We start from the raw sequence: 16514 nt of genomic DNA, 5'->3' as shown, positions 1-16514 counted from the left end.
TGTCAGATCATCCTGAGGAGGAAGCTATATGAAATTTCAATGGTCACTTATATTAGGTTTATTTTTCGCTCTGCTGACTGCAGTTTTCGCAGTAATGAATGTGGATACGGTGCCCGTTAATTTCGGGTTTGACTTTGTCAGCATTCCGCTTATCCTCGTTATTCTTGGCTGTGCGCTGATCGGCGGTGTTGTGGTCGGTTCGTACGGAATTTTCCGCCAGTATAAGCTGCAGAAGCAGATTAAGAGCCTGAATGCCGAGCTTGCCAAGCTGCGTGACGCTAATAGTATCAACATGGAACCTATCCCTGCTGAGAGTGACCCCTTTACGCCAGAAGGATCATCCCGGCTGTAACCCATAGACGAATAGGAGGAACTATCCTTGCTTACCATCCAGCCCAATGAAGAATATATTCTGAATCTGCTCAAAAAACTGCTCGACACCCCAAGCCCCAGCGGCTTCACCGCCCAGGTGATGGCACTCGTGGCTGAAGAAGCGGCGGCGCTCAATATTCCGCTCACCTGGAATGAAAAAGGCGGCGCGATGCTCACCGTACCCGGACTTGATCCTTCGCGCACGATCGGCATCAGCGCCCATGTGGATACGCTCGGTGCCATGGTCCGCTCTATTAAGTCTAACGGTACCCTCCGTTTAACCTCTGTAGGCGGATTCAGCATGAACAGCATTGAGAATGAATATTGCATCATCCATACCCGCAGCGGCTTAACTTATACCGGTACGATCCTGACCAGTCATCCTTCTGTGCATGTGTATGCCGATGCCCGTGATTTCAAGCGCGCGGAAGAGAACATGGAAATCCGGATTGATGAGCTGGTCTCCACCAAGGATGATGTGCTGAAGCTGGGGATTTCGGTAGGTGACTTCATTTCGTTCGATGCAAGGGCGGTGCTTACCCCCAGCGGATATATCAAATCCCGCCATCTGGACGACAAAGCCAGTGTAGCCGCCTTATTCGGGCTGCTGGAGAGCATCCGGCGCGAAGGCTGGAAGCCGCTGCATAACCTGTCCCTGCTCATCTCCAACTATGAAGAGGTAGGTCACGGCGCTGCCTGGATTCCAGGGGAGATCAATGAGATGATCGCTGTGGACATGGGCGCGATGGGCGATGACCTCAGCTGCAAAGAGACGGATGTCTCCATCTGTGCCAAGGACTCCTCCGGCCCGTATGACTATGCCATGACCAGCCGAATGATCGAGCTGGCGAACGGTCTGGCTATTCCATTCGCGGTGGATATCTATCCGCAATACGGCTCCGACGCCTCTGCTGCACTGCGCGGCGGAAATAACATCCGGGCCGCACTGATCGGACCGGGCGTACACGCCTCGCACTCCATGGAGCGTACCCACAAACAGGCTGTGCTTAATACGGCTAAGCTGCTGGCGGCTTATGTTGGGGCGAACTGATCGGGCTGCTCGCCACGGCGGGTCACTTTCTATAGCAACACGACCTGGATATTAGTAAACAAGTACAAAAGGCAGCACCAGCTCATTTCAATAGCTGGTGCTGCCTTTTTAGTTAACCTTGGTGATATAGTAATTAGACAAATATTACTTTACACGGCCGAAATGTTGCAACTATTGCAACCTGGCCCGCCCATAATTGAATATTTGCAGGGATTCCTGCACAAATTGCAACAATTCCCCTGCCCACCGGCTCCGGTGAGGAATAATCCTGCATTTTGGGCAACATTTGCGGATTAGAGCTGAGATAACGAGAGAGATGTTGCATTTTGGGCAGGATTTCCGCATACCCTCTGACTTTGAGGATTAGGGCTGTGTTCACGCGTGAGATGTTGCATCCCCCGGTTAAGGCCATACCTGCTCCAGCTTGTCCGCATAGTACTTAATGGCCTTACGGTAATCCCGGATACCAGGATCGGCGGATGTATCCGCAAGCAAGGTAAGCAGCAGTTCCATGGCCTCGGTGTGAGCACCGAGATTATGCAGCGTCATGGCCAGAAAAGCCTTAAATTCCGCACGCTGCGGGAATTCAAGCGCTCCCTGCTCCAGCACCACACGGGACTCCGCATACTGCCCGAGCGTCCGGTAGGTACTGCCCAGGCCCAGCATCGCGCCTGCCTTCTGCTCCGCATCTGGAAGCCCCAGGGCAAGACTCTGCTCGTAATAGGACACCGCCTCACGCTCCAAGCCCAGCACATCATGCGTCCATGCCAGCTGATAATGCAGCTCGGCATTGCTCCCGTCTGCTGACAGTAGCTCTAGCAGCATGGTCCTTGCTTCTTCTGCCCGGCCAGAGGACCGGAGCTGCACAGCAGCTTCTATCGTATGAGTCACAGCCACTGTCCCCTCCTTCTGCACCGCGGTGTTATTTACCCGCGATCTTCTCCGCCAATTCATTCAGATACGTCCAGCGTTCCATCAGACGCTCCAGCTCTGCCTCGGCCTGCCGCTGCTTCTCCACCAGCTCCTGCAGCCTGCCGGAGTCGGCGAAGGCCGCTTCCATCTGGGCCGAGATGTCTGTCAGATGCTGTTCTGCCTGTTCAATGGCCTCGTCGATCCCCTCATACTCGCGCTGCTCCTTGAAGGTGAATTTCAGCTTCTCGCGCGGCGCTGACCCGGCCTGAGCATTCCCGCCCTGCTCAGCAGCGGCACCAGCCCCGCTGGCACTGCGGCCGGAGCCGCCGTCTGCCTTGCCGGCGTTCTCGCTGCCGGATGGGACGTTCTTCGCCAGCCACTCTTCATATTCGCTATAGTCGCCGACATGCAGGCGGATGCCCCCATCCTCGAAGGCAATCAGCTTATCCACGGTACGGTCCAGGAAGTAGCGGTCATGCGATACGGTGAAGACTACGCCGGGGAATTCATCGAGGTAATCCTCCAGCACAGCGAGTGTACCGATGTCCAGATCATTCGTCGGCTCATCGAGCAGCAGCACGTTCGGGGCTCCCATGAGGACGCGCAGCAGGTAGAGACGTCTTTTCTCGCCGCCGGACAGCTTGGAGATTGGCGTCCACTGCATCGCGGGCGGGAACAGGAAGCGCTCCAGCATTTGCCCGGCGGTGATGACACTGCCGTCTGCGGTCTTGATGATCTCGGCTTCTTCCTTCACATACTCGATCGCCCGCAGGCTGAGATCCATGTCCTGATGCTCCTGGGTGAAATAGCCCAGCTTCACGGTTGTTCCGAGCTGCACCTCACCGCTGTCCGGGGTAAGCTTACCGGCAATCAGGTTAAGCAGCGTGGACTTGCCGCTGCCGTTCTTGCCGACAATCCCCACGCGGTCCTGCGGCACAGCAATATAATTCAGATCCTTGATTAAGGTCCGGCCATCCAGCGATTTGGTGAGATCCTGAATCTCAATGATTTTGCGGCCCAGTCTGGTGGAGGCTACAGAGATATCCATAGATGACGCCGATGCGCCTCCCGTGCTATCCTTGAGCTTCTCGAAGCGGTCGATCCGCGCCTTCTGCTTCGTGGAGCGGGCCTTAGCCCCGCGGCGAATCCAAGCCAGCTCGGTGCGCAGCAGATTCTTGCGCTTCTGCTCGGCCGAAGCCTCCCGTTCTTCACGGTCTGCCTTCAGCTCCAGGAACCGCGAATAGTTCGCTTCATACCGGTACAGATTCCCGCCGTCCAGCTCAAGCATTACACTGGCTACCCGTTCCAGGAAATAACGGTCATGCGTTACCATCAGTAGCGCCCCGCGCCGCTTCTGCAGATACTGCTCCAGCCAGGCTACGGAATCCGTATCAATATGGTTGGTAGGCTCATCCAGAATCAACAGCTCCGACGGTGTAATCAGTGCCGCCGCCAGCGCTACGCGCTTGCGCTGTCCGCCCGACAGGCTCTCCATCCGGGCATCGAACCGGGTAATCCCCAGCTTCGTGAGAACCGTCTTGGCCTCACTCTCCAGCTGCCAGGTGCCGGCGGCGTCGATGGCCTGACCAATCCGGACAAGCCTGCTCTCCAGCCCTGAGTCTCCCGGATTCTGCTCCAGAAGAGACATCACCTCCATGTATTCCCGCATCGTCGCAAGCTCCGGGTCCTCTCCGGCAAATACCTGCTGCAGGACCGTATTTCCAGGCTCATAAGGCGGATTCTGGGCCAGAAACTGCACCCGCACATCATTGCCGATGCTAATCTGCCCTTCATCTGCTGTATCGAGCCCGGCGATAATCTTCAGAAAGGTTGATTTTCCCGTGCCGTTGACGCCAATTACGCCTATCTTATCCCTGTCGTCCATGCCAAAGGAGGCATCACGGAACAAGTTTTTCTCCCCGTAGCTCTTGGAGAGGTGTTCCACCGTCATAATATTCATCAGTTGTCCTCGCTTGCCTTATATTTTGAAACCGGAACTTAGCTGTACTCTCTTAAGATTCAGCTTCAGCAGGGAAGTCGCCCAGCGCCGAATCCAGGCTGCCTAGTGCCCCATTGATAAAGAGCCTGGCCGCAAACTTCGCCCTCTTATCGGCATCCGCCTCGGCAAACTCAGGGTCGAACAGGATATCCATCTTCAGACGGTCCAGAATCCCGATGTACGACTGTGCCATCAGCTCCGGCTCGGTAGCCCCGCCTTCCAGCAGCACCTTCACCACAGCCTGCATATAGGCTTCCATGAACTGTGCCATATACGCCACCAGCTCAGGGTTATTGTTAGGCGCACGGAAGAACAGCTTCGTATGCTGCTTGCGCTCATAGTAATAGAACAGATGATGCTCTGCAATCACGGAGAGCTTGTCTGTCATTGCGGAGCAGGTCCTCAGCTTACCCTCAAGCTGCTCAAGGAAGCCTTCACAATCGCGGCGGGTAACCGCCATGAAGAGCTCCTCTTTGCTTTTAAAATATAAATAGACCGTACCCTTGGCAATGCCTGCACGTTCGGCCACTTCCGACATCTTGGTCTCATAAAAGCCGCCTGAACCGAAAAGCTCATAAGCGGCATCCAGAATAGCTGCATGTTTGTCTACGGATGCACTGCTCAACGGTTCACCTCCCAACCCATAGAATCCTGTATGTTACCGGATAACGCAACGGCCGGCTTAATCCTCAGGTCCGTCCTTATCCTATGTAACTGATATAACTGACCAGCAGCGCTACAGCACCGCCTATTATAGAACTTACAGCATTTACAGTATCATTGTCCATCCAGCGCCAGCCCCTGGCGTATACCGTAGGCTTCCCGCAGTGCTTGGAGGCCTCGACCTCGCGGCCGCAGACCGTGCAGCGGTTCATCCGTTGCACGGTAGCACCCAGAACCGAGTCGGCAAAAGCTCCCGCAAGCCCGCCCAGTAGTCCGGCCAGCACCAGCAGCCAGAAGGCATGCGGCGTCATGCCGGAGGCCGCCCGCAGCAGCCAGGAGGCCGCGCCGATGAGCGCTCCTCCCGCCGCAGCAGCCAGCGTCCCGGGCAGGGATACGCCGCCGGAGGTGCCTGCCTGGAGCACTTTCCCGGTCAGCACCGACCGGGGAGGCTTCCGGGCCAGCGTGCCGATCTCTGTCGCCCATGTATCCGAGGTCACAGTAGCCATCACCCCGATGAACAGGAAGCCCCAGAGCTCCAGCGGATAGACCGCGTTCAGCAGAACGGCCAGCATCCCGAGTCCGCCGTTGGCGAAGACCTGGCCCGCGTCGCGGCGTCCGGTTTTGTCATACGTGGCCTCCAGCTCTGCCTTATTCTCATGATGCAGCTTCGACAGCAGGGTTGAGGAGATGAAGAACAGGAGCAGGATACCGAACCAGAACAGATTCCCCGCGCCGAAATAGATCGTCCCCATAACCACTGCCGCCACCATTCCTGAGAAGCTAAGCGACTGCTTCCAGTAAGCGGCCCCGGCAACCAGCAGCGCACCGCAGGCCCCGATCAGCCATTGCAGCACTTCAAGTCCTGAGAGCATCGCCTTAACCGATCAGGCAGGTGCCCATGAGGGTATCGCCCCAGAACAGCTCGAACGAATCGCCCGCCACTACAGGACCTACCCCGGCGGGAGTTCCGGTGAAGATAATATCGTCTTTGCCCAGCCCGTAGCGTGCGGCAATGAATTCAACGATTTTTTGCAGGGAGAAAATCATGTTCTTCACGTTCCCGCGCTGAACCTCAATTCCGTTCTTACGGACGGTGAAGTCGGTGGCCTCCAGTTCCTCTTCCTCAGGCAATGCCATGTACGGGGTCAGCGGAGCTGCGTTCTTGAAGCCCTTGGCAGCCGTCCACGGCAGACCCTTGCGCTGCAGATCATTATGCACATCACGGAGCGTGAAGTCGAGGCCCAGCGCCATGACATCCACCAGCTCCTGCACGCTCATCCCCGGCACGTAATCACGTGCAATGCGCAGCACCAGCTCCCCCTCGTAATGAATCAATCCGGCGTCCTTGGGCAGATGGATGATCGCTTTATCCAGGGCCACGGCAGCATGAGACGGCTTCAGGAAGATCAGCGGCTCGGCAGGCACCTTGTTGCCCAGCTCCTCCGCATGTAATTGATAGTTGCGTCCTACACAGTATACATTATTGATCGCACTGCTCATTGTTCCGTCAGCTCTCTTCCTCTATGAATTGGAATTCATACTGCAATGCTGCAATCTTTATTAGGCCTTCAAAAAGAGTTCGCCCCAAATATCCGGACGGTTCGTACAGATCATAATATCGGAATGAATCTCCGACAGGCGGCGCATTTCCTTGCCCTTGTTCAAGGTCCAGGCCATCACCTGCACCCCGCGTTCAATCAGGGATCTGGCCAGAACCGGGCTAAGCCGGTCATAGCTGATGGATAAGAAGGAGCAGCCCAGCTCATCAAGCTTACCCGCAGGATTACCGGATCTGGAGTCATAGATCAGCCCTGTATGGAACCGCGCGTCCAGCTCCTTGATCCGCCGCAATACGCCGGCATCGAACGAGGTCAGCACCACTTCCTCACGCATTCCCCTGGCATTTACCAGATCAATGACCGCCTGCGCAAGACCGGGATACATGTCGCCCACCGTCTTCAGTTCAATATTCAGCCGCAGCCGGCCTGACGCCAGAGCGAGCACCTCCTCCAGGGAAGGCACCCGCTCTCCGCGAAAAGCACGCCCTTTCCAGCTACCGGCATCCAGCCGCCGCATGTGTTCATAATCCATATTTTTCACCTTGCCGTGTCCATTAGTCGTGCGGTCCAGGGAATAATCATGGATGACCACAGGCACCCCGTCCTTCGTCAGCTGCACATCAATCTCCATCCAGCGTACAAATGGCAGCGCAATCGCCATCCGCACGGCAGCCAATGTGTTCTCAGGGGCTTTACCGGAAAAACCACGGTGGGCTACACACATATTGTTCATCATTGATACGCACCTCCGGCTATTTCACCGCTTGGGTTACGGTACCGTCATTGCGGACCTTGATCAGGCCGGAAGAAATAGATTGTATTCTGTGCAGCAGCAGCTGCCCGTCGGCTTCATTCATCGGCACAGGCTGCGCCAGCTCGGCATCCATCGGCTTCAGCTTAAGAGCGCATTGCCCCTGCTTGCTGCATTCCGCCTGGAATACCGCCGTCTCCCAAGTCGCCGGGATGGAGCCGCGTGTGAAAATAAAGTTGCCTGTGCTGTAGGCAATCCATTTGCCTTTGTACGGCTCAATTCCCTGCAGCACATGAGGATGGCCGCCCATCACTAGATCGGCTCCGGCATCAATGAAGCTATGCCCAAGCGCCTGCTGGGTCTTGTCATACTGCTCCATCCGCTCCCGTCCCCAATGGACGACGACAACGATAACATCGGCCTTTTGCTTGGCTGCGGCAATCGCCTTGAGCGCTTCCGCACTGTCATACACGGAGGCAAGGCCAGGCTTGCCCGCTTCCGCCTTCCATTCAATCACCGGCATCACCCGGGTGAAGCCCAGCAGGGCAATCTTAATTCCATTACGTTCAAAATACTGCGCCGAATAGGCCTCCTGGCTATTCCGCCCTGCCCCCACATGAGGGATTCCGCGCTCACCCAAATGCTTCAGGGTGTCCAGCAGACCTTCCTCCCCCTGATCCAGTGTGTGGTTGTTAGCCAGATTGACGGCATCCACACCGGCGGCTTTGAGCGCGTCCAGTGCTTTCGGCGGGCCCTTGAACACAAACTGCTTGTTCTTGGCCCCAACCCCGCGTGTAGTAATCGGCGTTTCCAGATTGACTACCGTGAGGTCATCCTTCTTGAACATTCCATCCAGCGCGCTGTAGGAATAATCGTAGCCCTTCTGCTCCAGCAGCGCGCCTGCTTTTCCACTGAAGATGATATCTCCGGCAAAGCTCAGCTTCACCGTCCCGCCGGAGGTATTCTCCGGCAAGCCTGCGACCAGCCCACTGCTGCTTCCCGTTGTGGCCTGCGGTGCATCCGTAGGGGTTGCCTGATCCGTTGGTGACGGTGCAGGCGTAGCCGAAGCTTCCGTGGTCGCCGCAGGCACTGGAGAAGCCTCCGGTGTCTCCTCCGGAGCAGGCTCAGCAGTGGCTGTAGCCTCCGTCCCAGTCTCTGCCGCTGTAGGTACGGCTTCTGTAGGGACGGCCGCCGTTGCATCAGCTTCTGGTGAAGGGGAGGTGACAAGCGCCGCTGGCGGAGCAGCAGAGCCCTGCGGGTCCTTGTCATCCATGAATGAATAAGCGAGCGCTGCGGTAATCATCAGCAGCAGCGCCACATTGACCCACGCCCAGACCCTTCTGCGCCGTCGCCTGCTATGTTGTCTCTTGCCTTGTCTATTGCCTGATCTCGGCGGATACATGAGTCCAAGTAATCTCCTTTACCCTTAAAGTGTTTCTATTATAGCATATCTATCAGCTGCCGCTCCAAGCCGGGAACGGAGCCTCTCATAAAAAAAGGTGGAGCGCCACTGCTCCGCTCCACCATTGCTTTTAGATTGTAGCTCCCGCCGGCTCCGGCAGCTTCGTGAGGCTGGCTGCGGCAGTCTCAGCCGTAAGCTTCGCCTGCTTGATGCAGTCCGGCATCCCGATGCCGTCATAGCCTGCGCCAAAAGCATAGACGCCGGGCAGCTTCTGCGCCAGCTCACTGCGCAGGCCGGCAATCCGGCCGGGATGGCCGACCGGATACTGCGGCATGGATGACCTCAGTCGGGTAATCTCTGTGAACAGCGGTGCTGCGGTGATCCCCATAATCTCCTTCAGGTCCTTGCGGACCAGCTCTGCCAGCGCGTCATCGGGCAGCTCCACATTCTGTTCATCCCCCGACCGTCCCACGTAGCAGCGCAGCAGTACCTTATCGTCAGGGCTGGTATGCAGCCATTTGGTAGAGGTCCAAGTGCAGGCGGTGATGTTCCGCCCTTCCTTACGCGGAACAAGGAAGCCCGATCCGTCGTATTCAGTAACGATATCTTGCCGGGTGAACGCCAGAACCACATTAGCTACTGATACATAGTTCACTGCATCCAGCGCCGATACATCCACATGGGGACGCAGCAGCTCTGCGGCTGCGAAGTTCTGCACCGTAATGTAGATGTCGTCTGCTTCCAGCAACTCACCGCCCTCAAGCTCCACCTCATAACGGGCAGCGCCGGAAGAACCGGCACCTCCCAGAACACGGATGGATTTCGCTCCTGTCCCCGTGAGCTGTCGGACATCCTGCAGCTCATGGATGAGCGCATGCACGAGACTTTGCAGCCCCTGCCGGAAGGTGAGGAAGGCGCTTTTCTTCGTTCCGGTATGGGTCTCCACCGGCTTCCTACCGGTGGTCATTCCACGGATCAGGCTGCCGTACTGGCGCTCGACCTCACCGAACTGCGGAAAGGTCGCCTGAAGACTGATCTTGCGCATATCCCCTGCATAGATCCCTGCCAGCAGCGGCTCCGTCATATTTTCCAGCACCTCTGTACCAAGACGGCGCTCAATCAGATCGCCTAGCGACTCATCCTCTGCACTTCGGCGGGGCGGGAGTACGAAATCCATCATCGCCCGCATTTTGCCGCCGAAGGAGACCAGACCGCTCTTCAGGAAGGGCTTCAGCTCTGTCGGAATGCCCAGCACAAGACCGGCAGGCATCGGATGGAGCTTGCCACGCTGCAGAATGTAGGTCTTCTTGGCATTAGGATTCGTGCTTACCAGCTCGTGGTCCAGCTCCAGCTCCCTGGCCAGATCGACCATCGCCGTCTTACGGGCCAGGAAGGAATCCGGGCCCTTCTCAATCACGAAGCCGTCACGGTGCAGTGTCTCGATTTTGCCGCCAAGGACCTTGTCCTTCTCGATTAAGGTAATCTCCGGCTGTACTGCCGCCTCACGGTAGAACTTGCGGATATAGAACGCGGCGCTGAGCCCGCTAAGGCCTCCGCCGATAATAACTACCTTGCGGGGTGATGCCGTCATGGCAGATTCACCTTCAACTGGTTCGCCTTCGTACGCACCACATCGCTGAGCACCGACATATAGGCCGGATCACTGTTCAGCGAGTCAATCCGCAGAAGACGCATATCCAGCTCGGAGGCAAGCTGCTGCGCTTCAATATCCAGATCGTACAGCACCTCCAAATGGTCGGAGACGAAGCCGATCGGGGCTGACAGCACGTATTTCACCTGACTCTCGGCCAGCTCACGCAGCGTATCGAGAATATCCGGGCCCAGCCAAGGCTCAGCCGTCCTGCCCGCACTCTGCCAAGTGAACTGCCAGGATTCCACCCCCGCCTGGGCGGCAATCGCCTGAGAGGTCTCCAGCAGCTGGTCACGGTATGGATCACCCATCGCCAGAATACGTTCAGGAAGACTATGTGCACTGAACAGCACGCGCACTTCCTCGCGCGACGCGCCGGTCTCTTCGAACTCGTCCAGCTTGGCAGTCACTCTCCGGCTAAGCACATCGATCAGCTCGGGGTGCATATGGTAGCTCTCTACGAACTCCATATGAATACCGCAGGCTTCGGCTTTTTCCTTGGCGCGCTTGATATAGGTTCCTACACTCATCACAGAGTAATGCGGAGCCAGCACGATGCCAATCGCCTGGGTAATACCGTCCCGGACCATAGCCTCGACACCATCCTCGATGAATGGTCTGGCATGCTTGAGACCCTGGTAGCAAACATACTGGATCTGCCCGCTGTTCAGCTTGGCCTGCAAGGCTTCCACCTGACGGTCGGTATTTTCTCTAAGCGGAAAAACCCCGCCGACAATCGCCTTGTAGCGGTCAGTCAGCTCTTTAAGCTGCTCAGCAGAGGGAGCGTTCCCCCGGCGGATATGCGTATAATAAGCCTCTACATCCTCAAGACTCTCAGGCGTGCCGTACGACATCACGAGTACTCCAATTTTGTTGGCCACGGTTTCCATCCCCTTTATGAATTAATTAACGTCCTATACAGCAAAGAGAGCAGCAAAGGCTGCTGCCATCTTGATGCTATTTCTTCAACTAGGCCAGCGGCGGTGCCGCCTGTTTCATTGCTGCTGCAGAATACTCATGCACGTAATCCGTTAGTTCCTTGAGCGTATCGAGTGAGGCTTCAGGGAATAATCCATGTCCCAGGTTAAAAATATACCCCGGCTGCGTGATGCCTTCATCGATCAGTTCCTTGGCCCGGGCTTTGAGCATATCCATCGGCGCGGTCAGCAGGTATGGATCCAGATTGCCTTGAACCGCATAGCCCCCGCCCAATCTGCGCCGTCCTTCGGTGATGCTTACCCGCCAGTCCAGCCCGATCACATCGGCCTGCAGCTTGGTCAGGCTGGGGAGCAGCTCCCCTGAGCTGACACCCGGGAAGTAGATCTTCGGAACCTCCAGATCAGACAACTCGGCAAAAATCCGGGTGATCGTCGGCAGCACATACTGCCCGAAATCACGTGGAGCGAGCGCCCCGACCCAGCTGTCGAACAGCTGGAACGCCTTCCCGCCGCTAGCGACATGGGCGCGCAGATAGGCGATAACCATATCGCCCAGCTTCTCCATCAGCTTCTCCCACACCTGAGGCTGGCTGAACATCAGCTCCTTGGTGCGGTGATAGGTCTTGGACGGTCTGCCTTCGATCAGATAACTGGCGATGGTGAACGGAGCCCCGGCGAAGGTGATCAGCGGAACGTCCAGCTCCTTGTCCAGTATGGCGATGGTCTCCAGTATATGGCCCAGATCGCCTTCCACATCAATCGGCTTCAGCCGGTCCACATCACTTGCGGAGCGGATCGGATTCTCGATAACCGGTCCGATGTTCTTCACAATGTCAAAATCCACACCGAGGGAGGCCACCGGATTCATGATGTCAGAATACAGAATCGCCGCGTCCACGCCCAGCTTGCGCACAGGCATCAGGGTCACCTCAGCCGCAAGCTCAGGCTGCCTGCAGATCTCAAGCAGCGAATATTTCTCCTTGATCGTACGGTAGTCGGGATCATACCGGCCAGCCTGCCGCATGTACCATACGGGGGTGTACTCCGTGTTCTGCTGTCTGCAGGCACGGATAAAAGTGTCGTTGTAGGTCATGATAAGATCTCCATTAGATTTAATAGAATACTGTGAAAAAACACATATCATTATTATGCCCCTTTTGTAAGCGGCTAACAACCGCCTCACCCGAAAGGGAATGACAATCCCATGACATTACTATGACATGTGTTGCATTGTCCCGCTGAAAAACTATGATATACTGATATAATGTCAATTTTTCGTGAACTCTGTAACATTGAATCCCCTGAAAGGAAGTGAAAGCACTTTGAAGAATTGGGAGACCTGGAAAGTCAACCTCATGGTGCTTTGGTTCGGCCAGTTTCTGGTGAATGCAGGCATGACTATGATTACCCCGTTTCTGTCGCTTTATCTCGCCAAAGATCTGGGGGTGACCGGCGACCGCGCAATCGGGATGTGGGCCGGGCTTATTTTTGCCGCCAACTTCTTGACCTCGTTCATCTTCCAGCCGCTCTGGGGCAAGCTTGCCGACAAATACGGACGCAAAATTATGCTCCTGCGCTCCAGCTTCGGCATGGCGATTGTTATTGTGCTGATGGGCTTCGCCCAGTCCCCGATGCAGCTGCTGCTGCTCCGGTTGCTGAACGGAACCATCTCCGGCTTCAACCCCGCCTCTGTCGCGCTGGTCTCAGGCACCACACCGAAACCGAAGATGGGCTTCGCGATGGGCCTGATGCAGTCCGGCGCGGTAGCCGGAACGATTCTGGGGCCGCTAATGGGCGGCTTACTGGCGGACTGGATCGGGTTCCGACCGATTTTCTATGTGGTCGGCGCGCTGCTGTTCGTTGCTTCATTGCTGGCGTTATTCCTGGTCAAAGAGAAATTCGACCGGGCAGAAGCAGCACAGGTGCCTCAGGTATCCGTGCTGGAAGGCTTAAAGGAACTGGCGAAGGTACCGCAGCTTCCCGCCTTGTTCGGCGTGACCTTCCTGTTGCAGTTCGCCATGGTCAGTCCCATGTCGCTACTGCCGCTCTATGTAGAGAAGCTGCATGGCACCACCGTGGACCTTGCGTTCTGGGCAGGTATGGTCAGCGCAGTCACCGGCATCTCGAATATGCTCGCTTCGCCGCTGCTCGGCAAGCTCAGCGACAAGGTAGGGGCGCACCGGATACTGACCTTTGCGCTGATCGGCGCCGCTCTGTTCCTGATTCCGCAGGCGTTCGTGACCAGCGTCTGGCAGCTGATTCTCGTCCGCTTCCTGATGGGCGTCTTCATGGGCGGCCTGCTGCCTAGCGTCAACGCCCTGATCCGCTCCTATACGCCTGACGGCAAGGAGAGCCGGGCTTTTGGCTTCAACAGCAGTACGCTCGCGCTCGGCAATATGCTCGGTGCGGTAATCGGCGGTTTCCTGTCCGGTTATATCGGGATTGAAGGCCTGTTCATTGTCTCCGGTGCATTCCTGCTGATCAATACGGTCTGGGTGCGGATCAAGCTGTACAAGAAGACTGAACCCCGGCTATTCCGTTAACAGGCTGCTTTTCTTATGGGCGGTATAACTGGTGTGGCTGGTGTAGCACAAGTTATTTCACCATTGCCAGCGCCAGGCCGTCATAGGCAGGCAGCAGTGTGCTGGTCAGGCGGGGATCGCCCGCTATCATCTCATTGAAGCGGCGCATGGCCTGGACTGCCGGTCCGTTCTTCTCCGTATTGAGTGTGCGTCCGCGCAGAAAAATATTGTCCCCGGCAATAATCGCCCCCGGCGAAGCCAACCGGATCGCATATTCCAGATAATTCGGATAGTTCTCCTTATCGGCATCGATGAAGAAGAAATCATACCTGTTCCCCTGTGCTTCAAGCAGCTTCAGGCTGTCCAGTGCAGGGCCGATCCGGTATTCCACCCGGTCCCCGAAGCCCGCCTGCTGCAGATGGCTCTGTGCCAGCTCAGCATAGTCGGCCTTAAGCTCCAGAGAGGTCAGCCGGCCTTCCTGCGTAAGTCCCCGGCACAGACAGATTCCGCTGTAGCCGCCTAGCGCCCCGATCTCCAGCAGGTTTGCTGAGCGGGAGAGGGTCACCAGCATCGTCAGCAATCTGCCGTAGCCCGGGGCAATGGACACCTCCGGCATGCCTTTGGCCGCGATGGCTGCTTTGACTTGGAGCAACAATTCATCTTCTGTATATAGCTGTTCGCTGTACTCTTCCTGATTCTGCATATGTATTCTCCTCTTGAATGGGTGTATGCGCCTGCGGACAGGCATTGTGCAGAACTCTTCCTTACCCTATACTGTAAGCTGAACGTTCTGCAGGTTCAGATGACAAACCATATAAATTGAACTTGAAAATCTACAGACAGGGAAAAGTAACGGAGCCCCTACTGAAAAACTTACATGTACAATTTATATAGTTACTCTTATTGTACTGGCTATACGTATTTATCCACAAGTTAAACGGAGTTGAGCGCACTTGGGCAAATTACAATTGATCGCCACCGCCCCCATGGGGCTGGAGGCTGTAGTAGCACGCGAATTAAACGAGCTGGGTTATGAGACCACGGTCGAGAACGGACGGGTCCTGTTCAGCGGGGATTACATCGACATCTGCCGCTGTAATCTGTGGCTGCGTACCTCGGACCGTGTACTGGTTAAGATGGGCCAATTCCCGGCCCGGACCTTCGATGAGCTGTTCGAAGGAGTGAAGGCGATAAATTGGGAGGACTGGATTCCCGAGAACGGCGAATTCCCGGTAGAGGGCCGTTCGCATAAATCTCAGCTGACCAGCGTACCTGCCTGCCAAGGGATCGTTAAGAAGGCCATTGTCGAGAAGCTGAAGCTGTCGTACCGCACTGAATGGTTCCCGGAGAACGGCCCCCGGTATGTGGTAGAAGTGATCCTGCTGAATGATATCGCGCTGATCACCCTGGATACCACCGGCCCGGCCCTGCACAAGCGCGGCTACCGCCGCCAGGCTACGGAAGCGCCGCTGAAGGAGACGATGGCTGCGGCTCTGATCCAGCTCAGCCGCTGGAACGGCCATCGTCCGCTCTATGATCCTTGCTGCGGATCAGGCACGATTCTGATCGAGGCTGCGATGATCGCCTGGAATATCGCGCCAGGCCTGCGCCGCTCCTTCCCATCCGAGCACTGGCCGGAGATTCCGCAGCGCCTGTGGGAGGAAGCCCGCGAAGAAGCCTTCGATGCGGTGCGTGACGATTACCCGCTGCAGCTGACCGGAACGGATATCGATCCGGCAGCAATTGAGATCGCCGAGGCGGCGGCGAAGAGCGCCGGACTCTCCGGTGAGATTACGTTCAAGCATATGGCCGCTGCGAAGGCCCGGCCGGAAGGCGAATATGGCTGCATCATCACCAACCCGCCTTACGGCGAGCGGATCAGCAATGACAAGGAAGTGGAGAAGCTGACCCGCCAGTTCGGCGAGATGATGCTCTACCTGCCGACCTGGTCGTTCTTCGCCATCAGCCCGTACAAGGAGTTCGAGCAATACTACGGACGCAAGGCGGACAAGCGCCGCAAGCTCTACAACGGCCGGATCGAATGCCAATACTATCAATACCTGGGGCCGCTGCCTCCGCGGAAATAGCAGGAACAGCGCGGTTAAGCAGTTAAGTAACGATCTCTAAGAAGCCTTAAGTCCCATGAAGCACTCTGTGCTATGGACTTAAGGCTTTTTGTTCTCATTCAGCCGCTGATGCTGCATCAATTTCGTACACAGTTGCCCCCGTTCACCCCGAAACTATACATTGTATAATGTTTTCCACATACATTTGCTCCACTCACCCTCGCAGCTACACACTGTATGTTGTTTTCGGCATACATCCGGCCCACGCACCCTCTCACCCGCCTATTGTGTTCGGTTTTCCGACTACACCCGCGCACACCAAAACAGCCCCCGCAAATAACGCGGGGGCTGTACGATGCTGCAGGCGCAGCAGATCTGAATTACTTCTTCTCCACCGGCCGTTTGACGAAGGCTTCCGCTTTGGCCAGCACCTCGTCTTCCGTCGGTCCGCTGATATAGCGGCCGTTGATGTAGACAAACGGGCGTTTGCCGCACGGTCCGCAGTAGGAGATGCAGCCTGTCTTGATTTCGGCATCCGGTGCCATCTTCAGCAGCTTGGGCACGATGCTTTTCATTTTGATATGATTGCACTCGTCACATAATCTTATATCGTTAGCCATGAAGCAAC

16 protein-coding genes are annotated in these 16514 nt (G+C 56.4%); 4 read left to right on the top strand and 12 right to left on the bottom strand.

The annotated features are described in order from the left end of the window. Positions 1-28 precede the first annotated feature (28 nt). Both NST69_RS09560 and NST69_RS09555 read left to right on the top strand, forming a co-directional pair. On the top strand, positions 29-352 hold the full coding sequence (locus tag NST69_RS09560; protein WP_036725233.1) for a lipopolysaccharide assembly protein LapA domain-containing protein: 324 nt from the start codon (positions 29-31) through the stop codon (positions 350-352). Between the two features lie 27 nt (positions 353-379). Further along, positions 380-1423, top strand: coding sequence for a M42 family metallopeptidase (locus NST69_RS09555; protein ID WP_036725236.1), 1044 nt, complete (start codon positions 380-382; stop codon positions 1421-1423). Positions 1424-1825: 402 nt separating this feature from the next. Here the strand turns inward: NST69_RS09555 and NST69_RS09550 are convergent, their stop codons facing one another. The 10 genes from NST69_RS09550 to hemE all read right to left on the bottom strand — a co-directional run bounded on the left by NST69_RS09550 (position 1826) and on the right by hemE (position 12391). Continuing rightward, a complete protein-coding gene (locus tag NST69_RS09550; RefSeq protein WP_340954190.1) occupies positions 1826-2314 on the bottom strand; it encodes a tetratricopeptide repeat protein in 489 nt (162 codons plus the stop codon). A 31-nt stretch (positions 2315-2345) separates the two neighbouring features. Next, the gene (locus NST69_RS09545) at positions 2346-4295 is read right to left on the bottom strand and encodes an ABC-F family ATP-binding cassette domain-containing protein (RefSeq protein WP_340954192.1); all 1950 of its coding nucleotides are present in this window, start codon (positions 4293-4295) and stop codon (positions 2346-2348) included. Between the two features lie 52 nt (positions 4296-4347). Next, positions 4348-4959, bottom strand: coding sequence for a helix-turn-helix domain-containing protein (locus NST69_RS09540; RefSeq protein ID WP_339255346.1), 612 nt, complete (start codon positions 4957-4959; stop codon positions 4348-4350). Positions 4960-5035: 76 nt separating this feature from the next. Further along, positions 5036-5848: a DUF92 domain-containing protein gene (locus tag NST69_RS09535; protein ID WP_340958093.1), complete on the bottom strand. Its 813-nt coding sequence runs from the start codon at positions 5846-5848 to the stop codon at positions 5036-5038. A 25-nt stretch (positions 5849-5873) separates the two neighbouring features. Beyond that, positions 5874-6497: a fumarylacetoacetate hydrolase family protein gene (locus NST69_RS09530; protein ID WP_339255344.1), complete on the bottom strand. Its 624-nt coding sequence runs from the start codon at positions 6495-6497 to the stop codon at positions 5874-5876. A 60-nt stretch (positions 6498-6557) separates the two neighbouring features. Then, entirely contained in the window at positions 6558-7289 is a 732-nt protein-coding gene (locus tag NST69_RS09525; RefSeq protein ID WP_340958094.1) for a glycerophosphodiester phosphodiesterase family protein, read from the bottom strand. Positions 7290-7308: 19 nt separating this feature from the next. Continuing rightward, complete coding sequence (locus tag NST69_RS09520; RefSeq protein ID WP_340954197.1) at positions 7309-8709, bottom strand: CapA family protein; 1401 nt, start codon at positions 8707-8709, stop codon at positions 7309-7311. A gap of 130 nt (positions 8710-8839) precedes the next feature. Further along, complete coding sequence (hemG, locus tag NST69_RS09515; protein ID WP_209874302.1) at positions 8840-10300, bottom strand: protoporphyrinogen oxidase; 1461 nt, start codon at positions 10298-10300, stop codon at positions 8840-8842. Continuing rightward, positions 10297-11241, bottom strand: a complete 945-nt coding sequence (hemH, locus tag NST69_RS09510) for a ferrochelatase (protein ID WP_209874306.1) — start codon at positions 11239-11241, stop codon at positions 10297-10299. Before hemH ends, hemG begins: the two co-directional genes overlap by 4 nt. A gap of 88 nt (positions 11242-11329) precedes the next feature. Continuing rightward, positions 11330-12391, bottom strand: coding sequence for a uroporphyrinogen decarboxylase (gene hemE, locus NST69_RS09505; protein ID WP_209874309.1), 1062 nt, complete (start codon positions 12389-12391; stop codon positions 11330-11332). Positions 12392-12620: 229 nt separating this feature from the next. On the opposite strand from hemE, the gene NST69_RS09500 reads away from it, so the two are divergent. Beyond that, a complete protein-coding gene (locus NST69_RS09500; protein WP_036725253.1) occupies positions 12621-13841 on the top strand; it encodes an MFS transporter in 1221 nt (406 codons plus the stop codon). A 52-nt stretch (positions 13842-13893) separates the two neighbouring features. Here the strand turns inward: NST69_RS09500 and NST69_RS09495 are convergent, their stop codons facing one another. After that, on the bottom strand, positions 13894-14523 hold the full coding sequence (locus NST69_RS09495) for an O-methyltransferase (RefSeq protein ID WP_209874312.1): 630 nt from the start codon (positions 14521-14523) through the stop codon (positions 13894-13896). A gap of 250 nt (positions 14524-14773) precedes the next feature. Between NST69_RS09495 and NST69_RS09490 the strand changes: the two genes are divergently transcribed. Continuing rightward, positions 14774-15907, top strand: a complete 1134-nt coding sequence (locus NST69_RS09490) for a class I SAM-dependent RNA methyltransferase (RefSeq protein ID WP_036725255.1) — start codon at positions 14774-14776, stop codon at positions 15905-15907. A gap of 359 nt (positions 15908-16266) precedes the next feature. Here the strand turns inward: NST69_RS09490 and NST69_RS09485 are convergent, their stop codons facing one another. Then, positions 16267-16506, bottom strand: coding sequence for a DUF1450 domain-containing protein (locus NST69_RS09485; protein WP_036725257.1), 240 nt, complete (start codon positions 16504-16506; stop codon positions 16267-16269). Positions 16507-16514: the final 8 nt, after the last annotated feature.

Source organism: Paenibacillus sp. FSL P2-0089 (assembly GCF_038595095.1).
Taxonomy (GTDB): Bacteria; Bacillota; Bacilli; order Paenibacillales; family Paenibacillaceae; genus Paenibacillus_AQ; species Paenibacillus_AQ silagei.
Note: the sequence above shows the minus strand (reverse complement) of the source record. Positions and strands in the feature narration are given on the sequence as shown.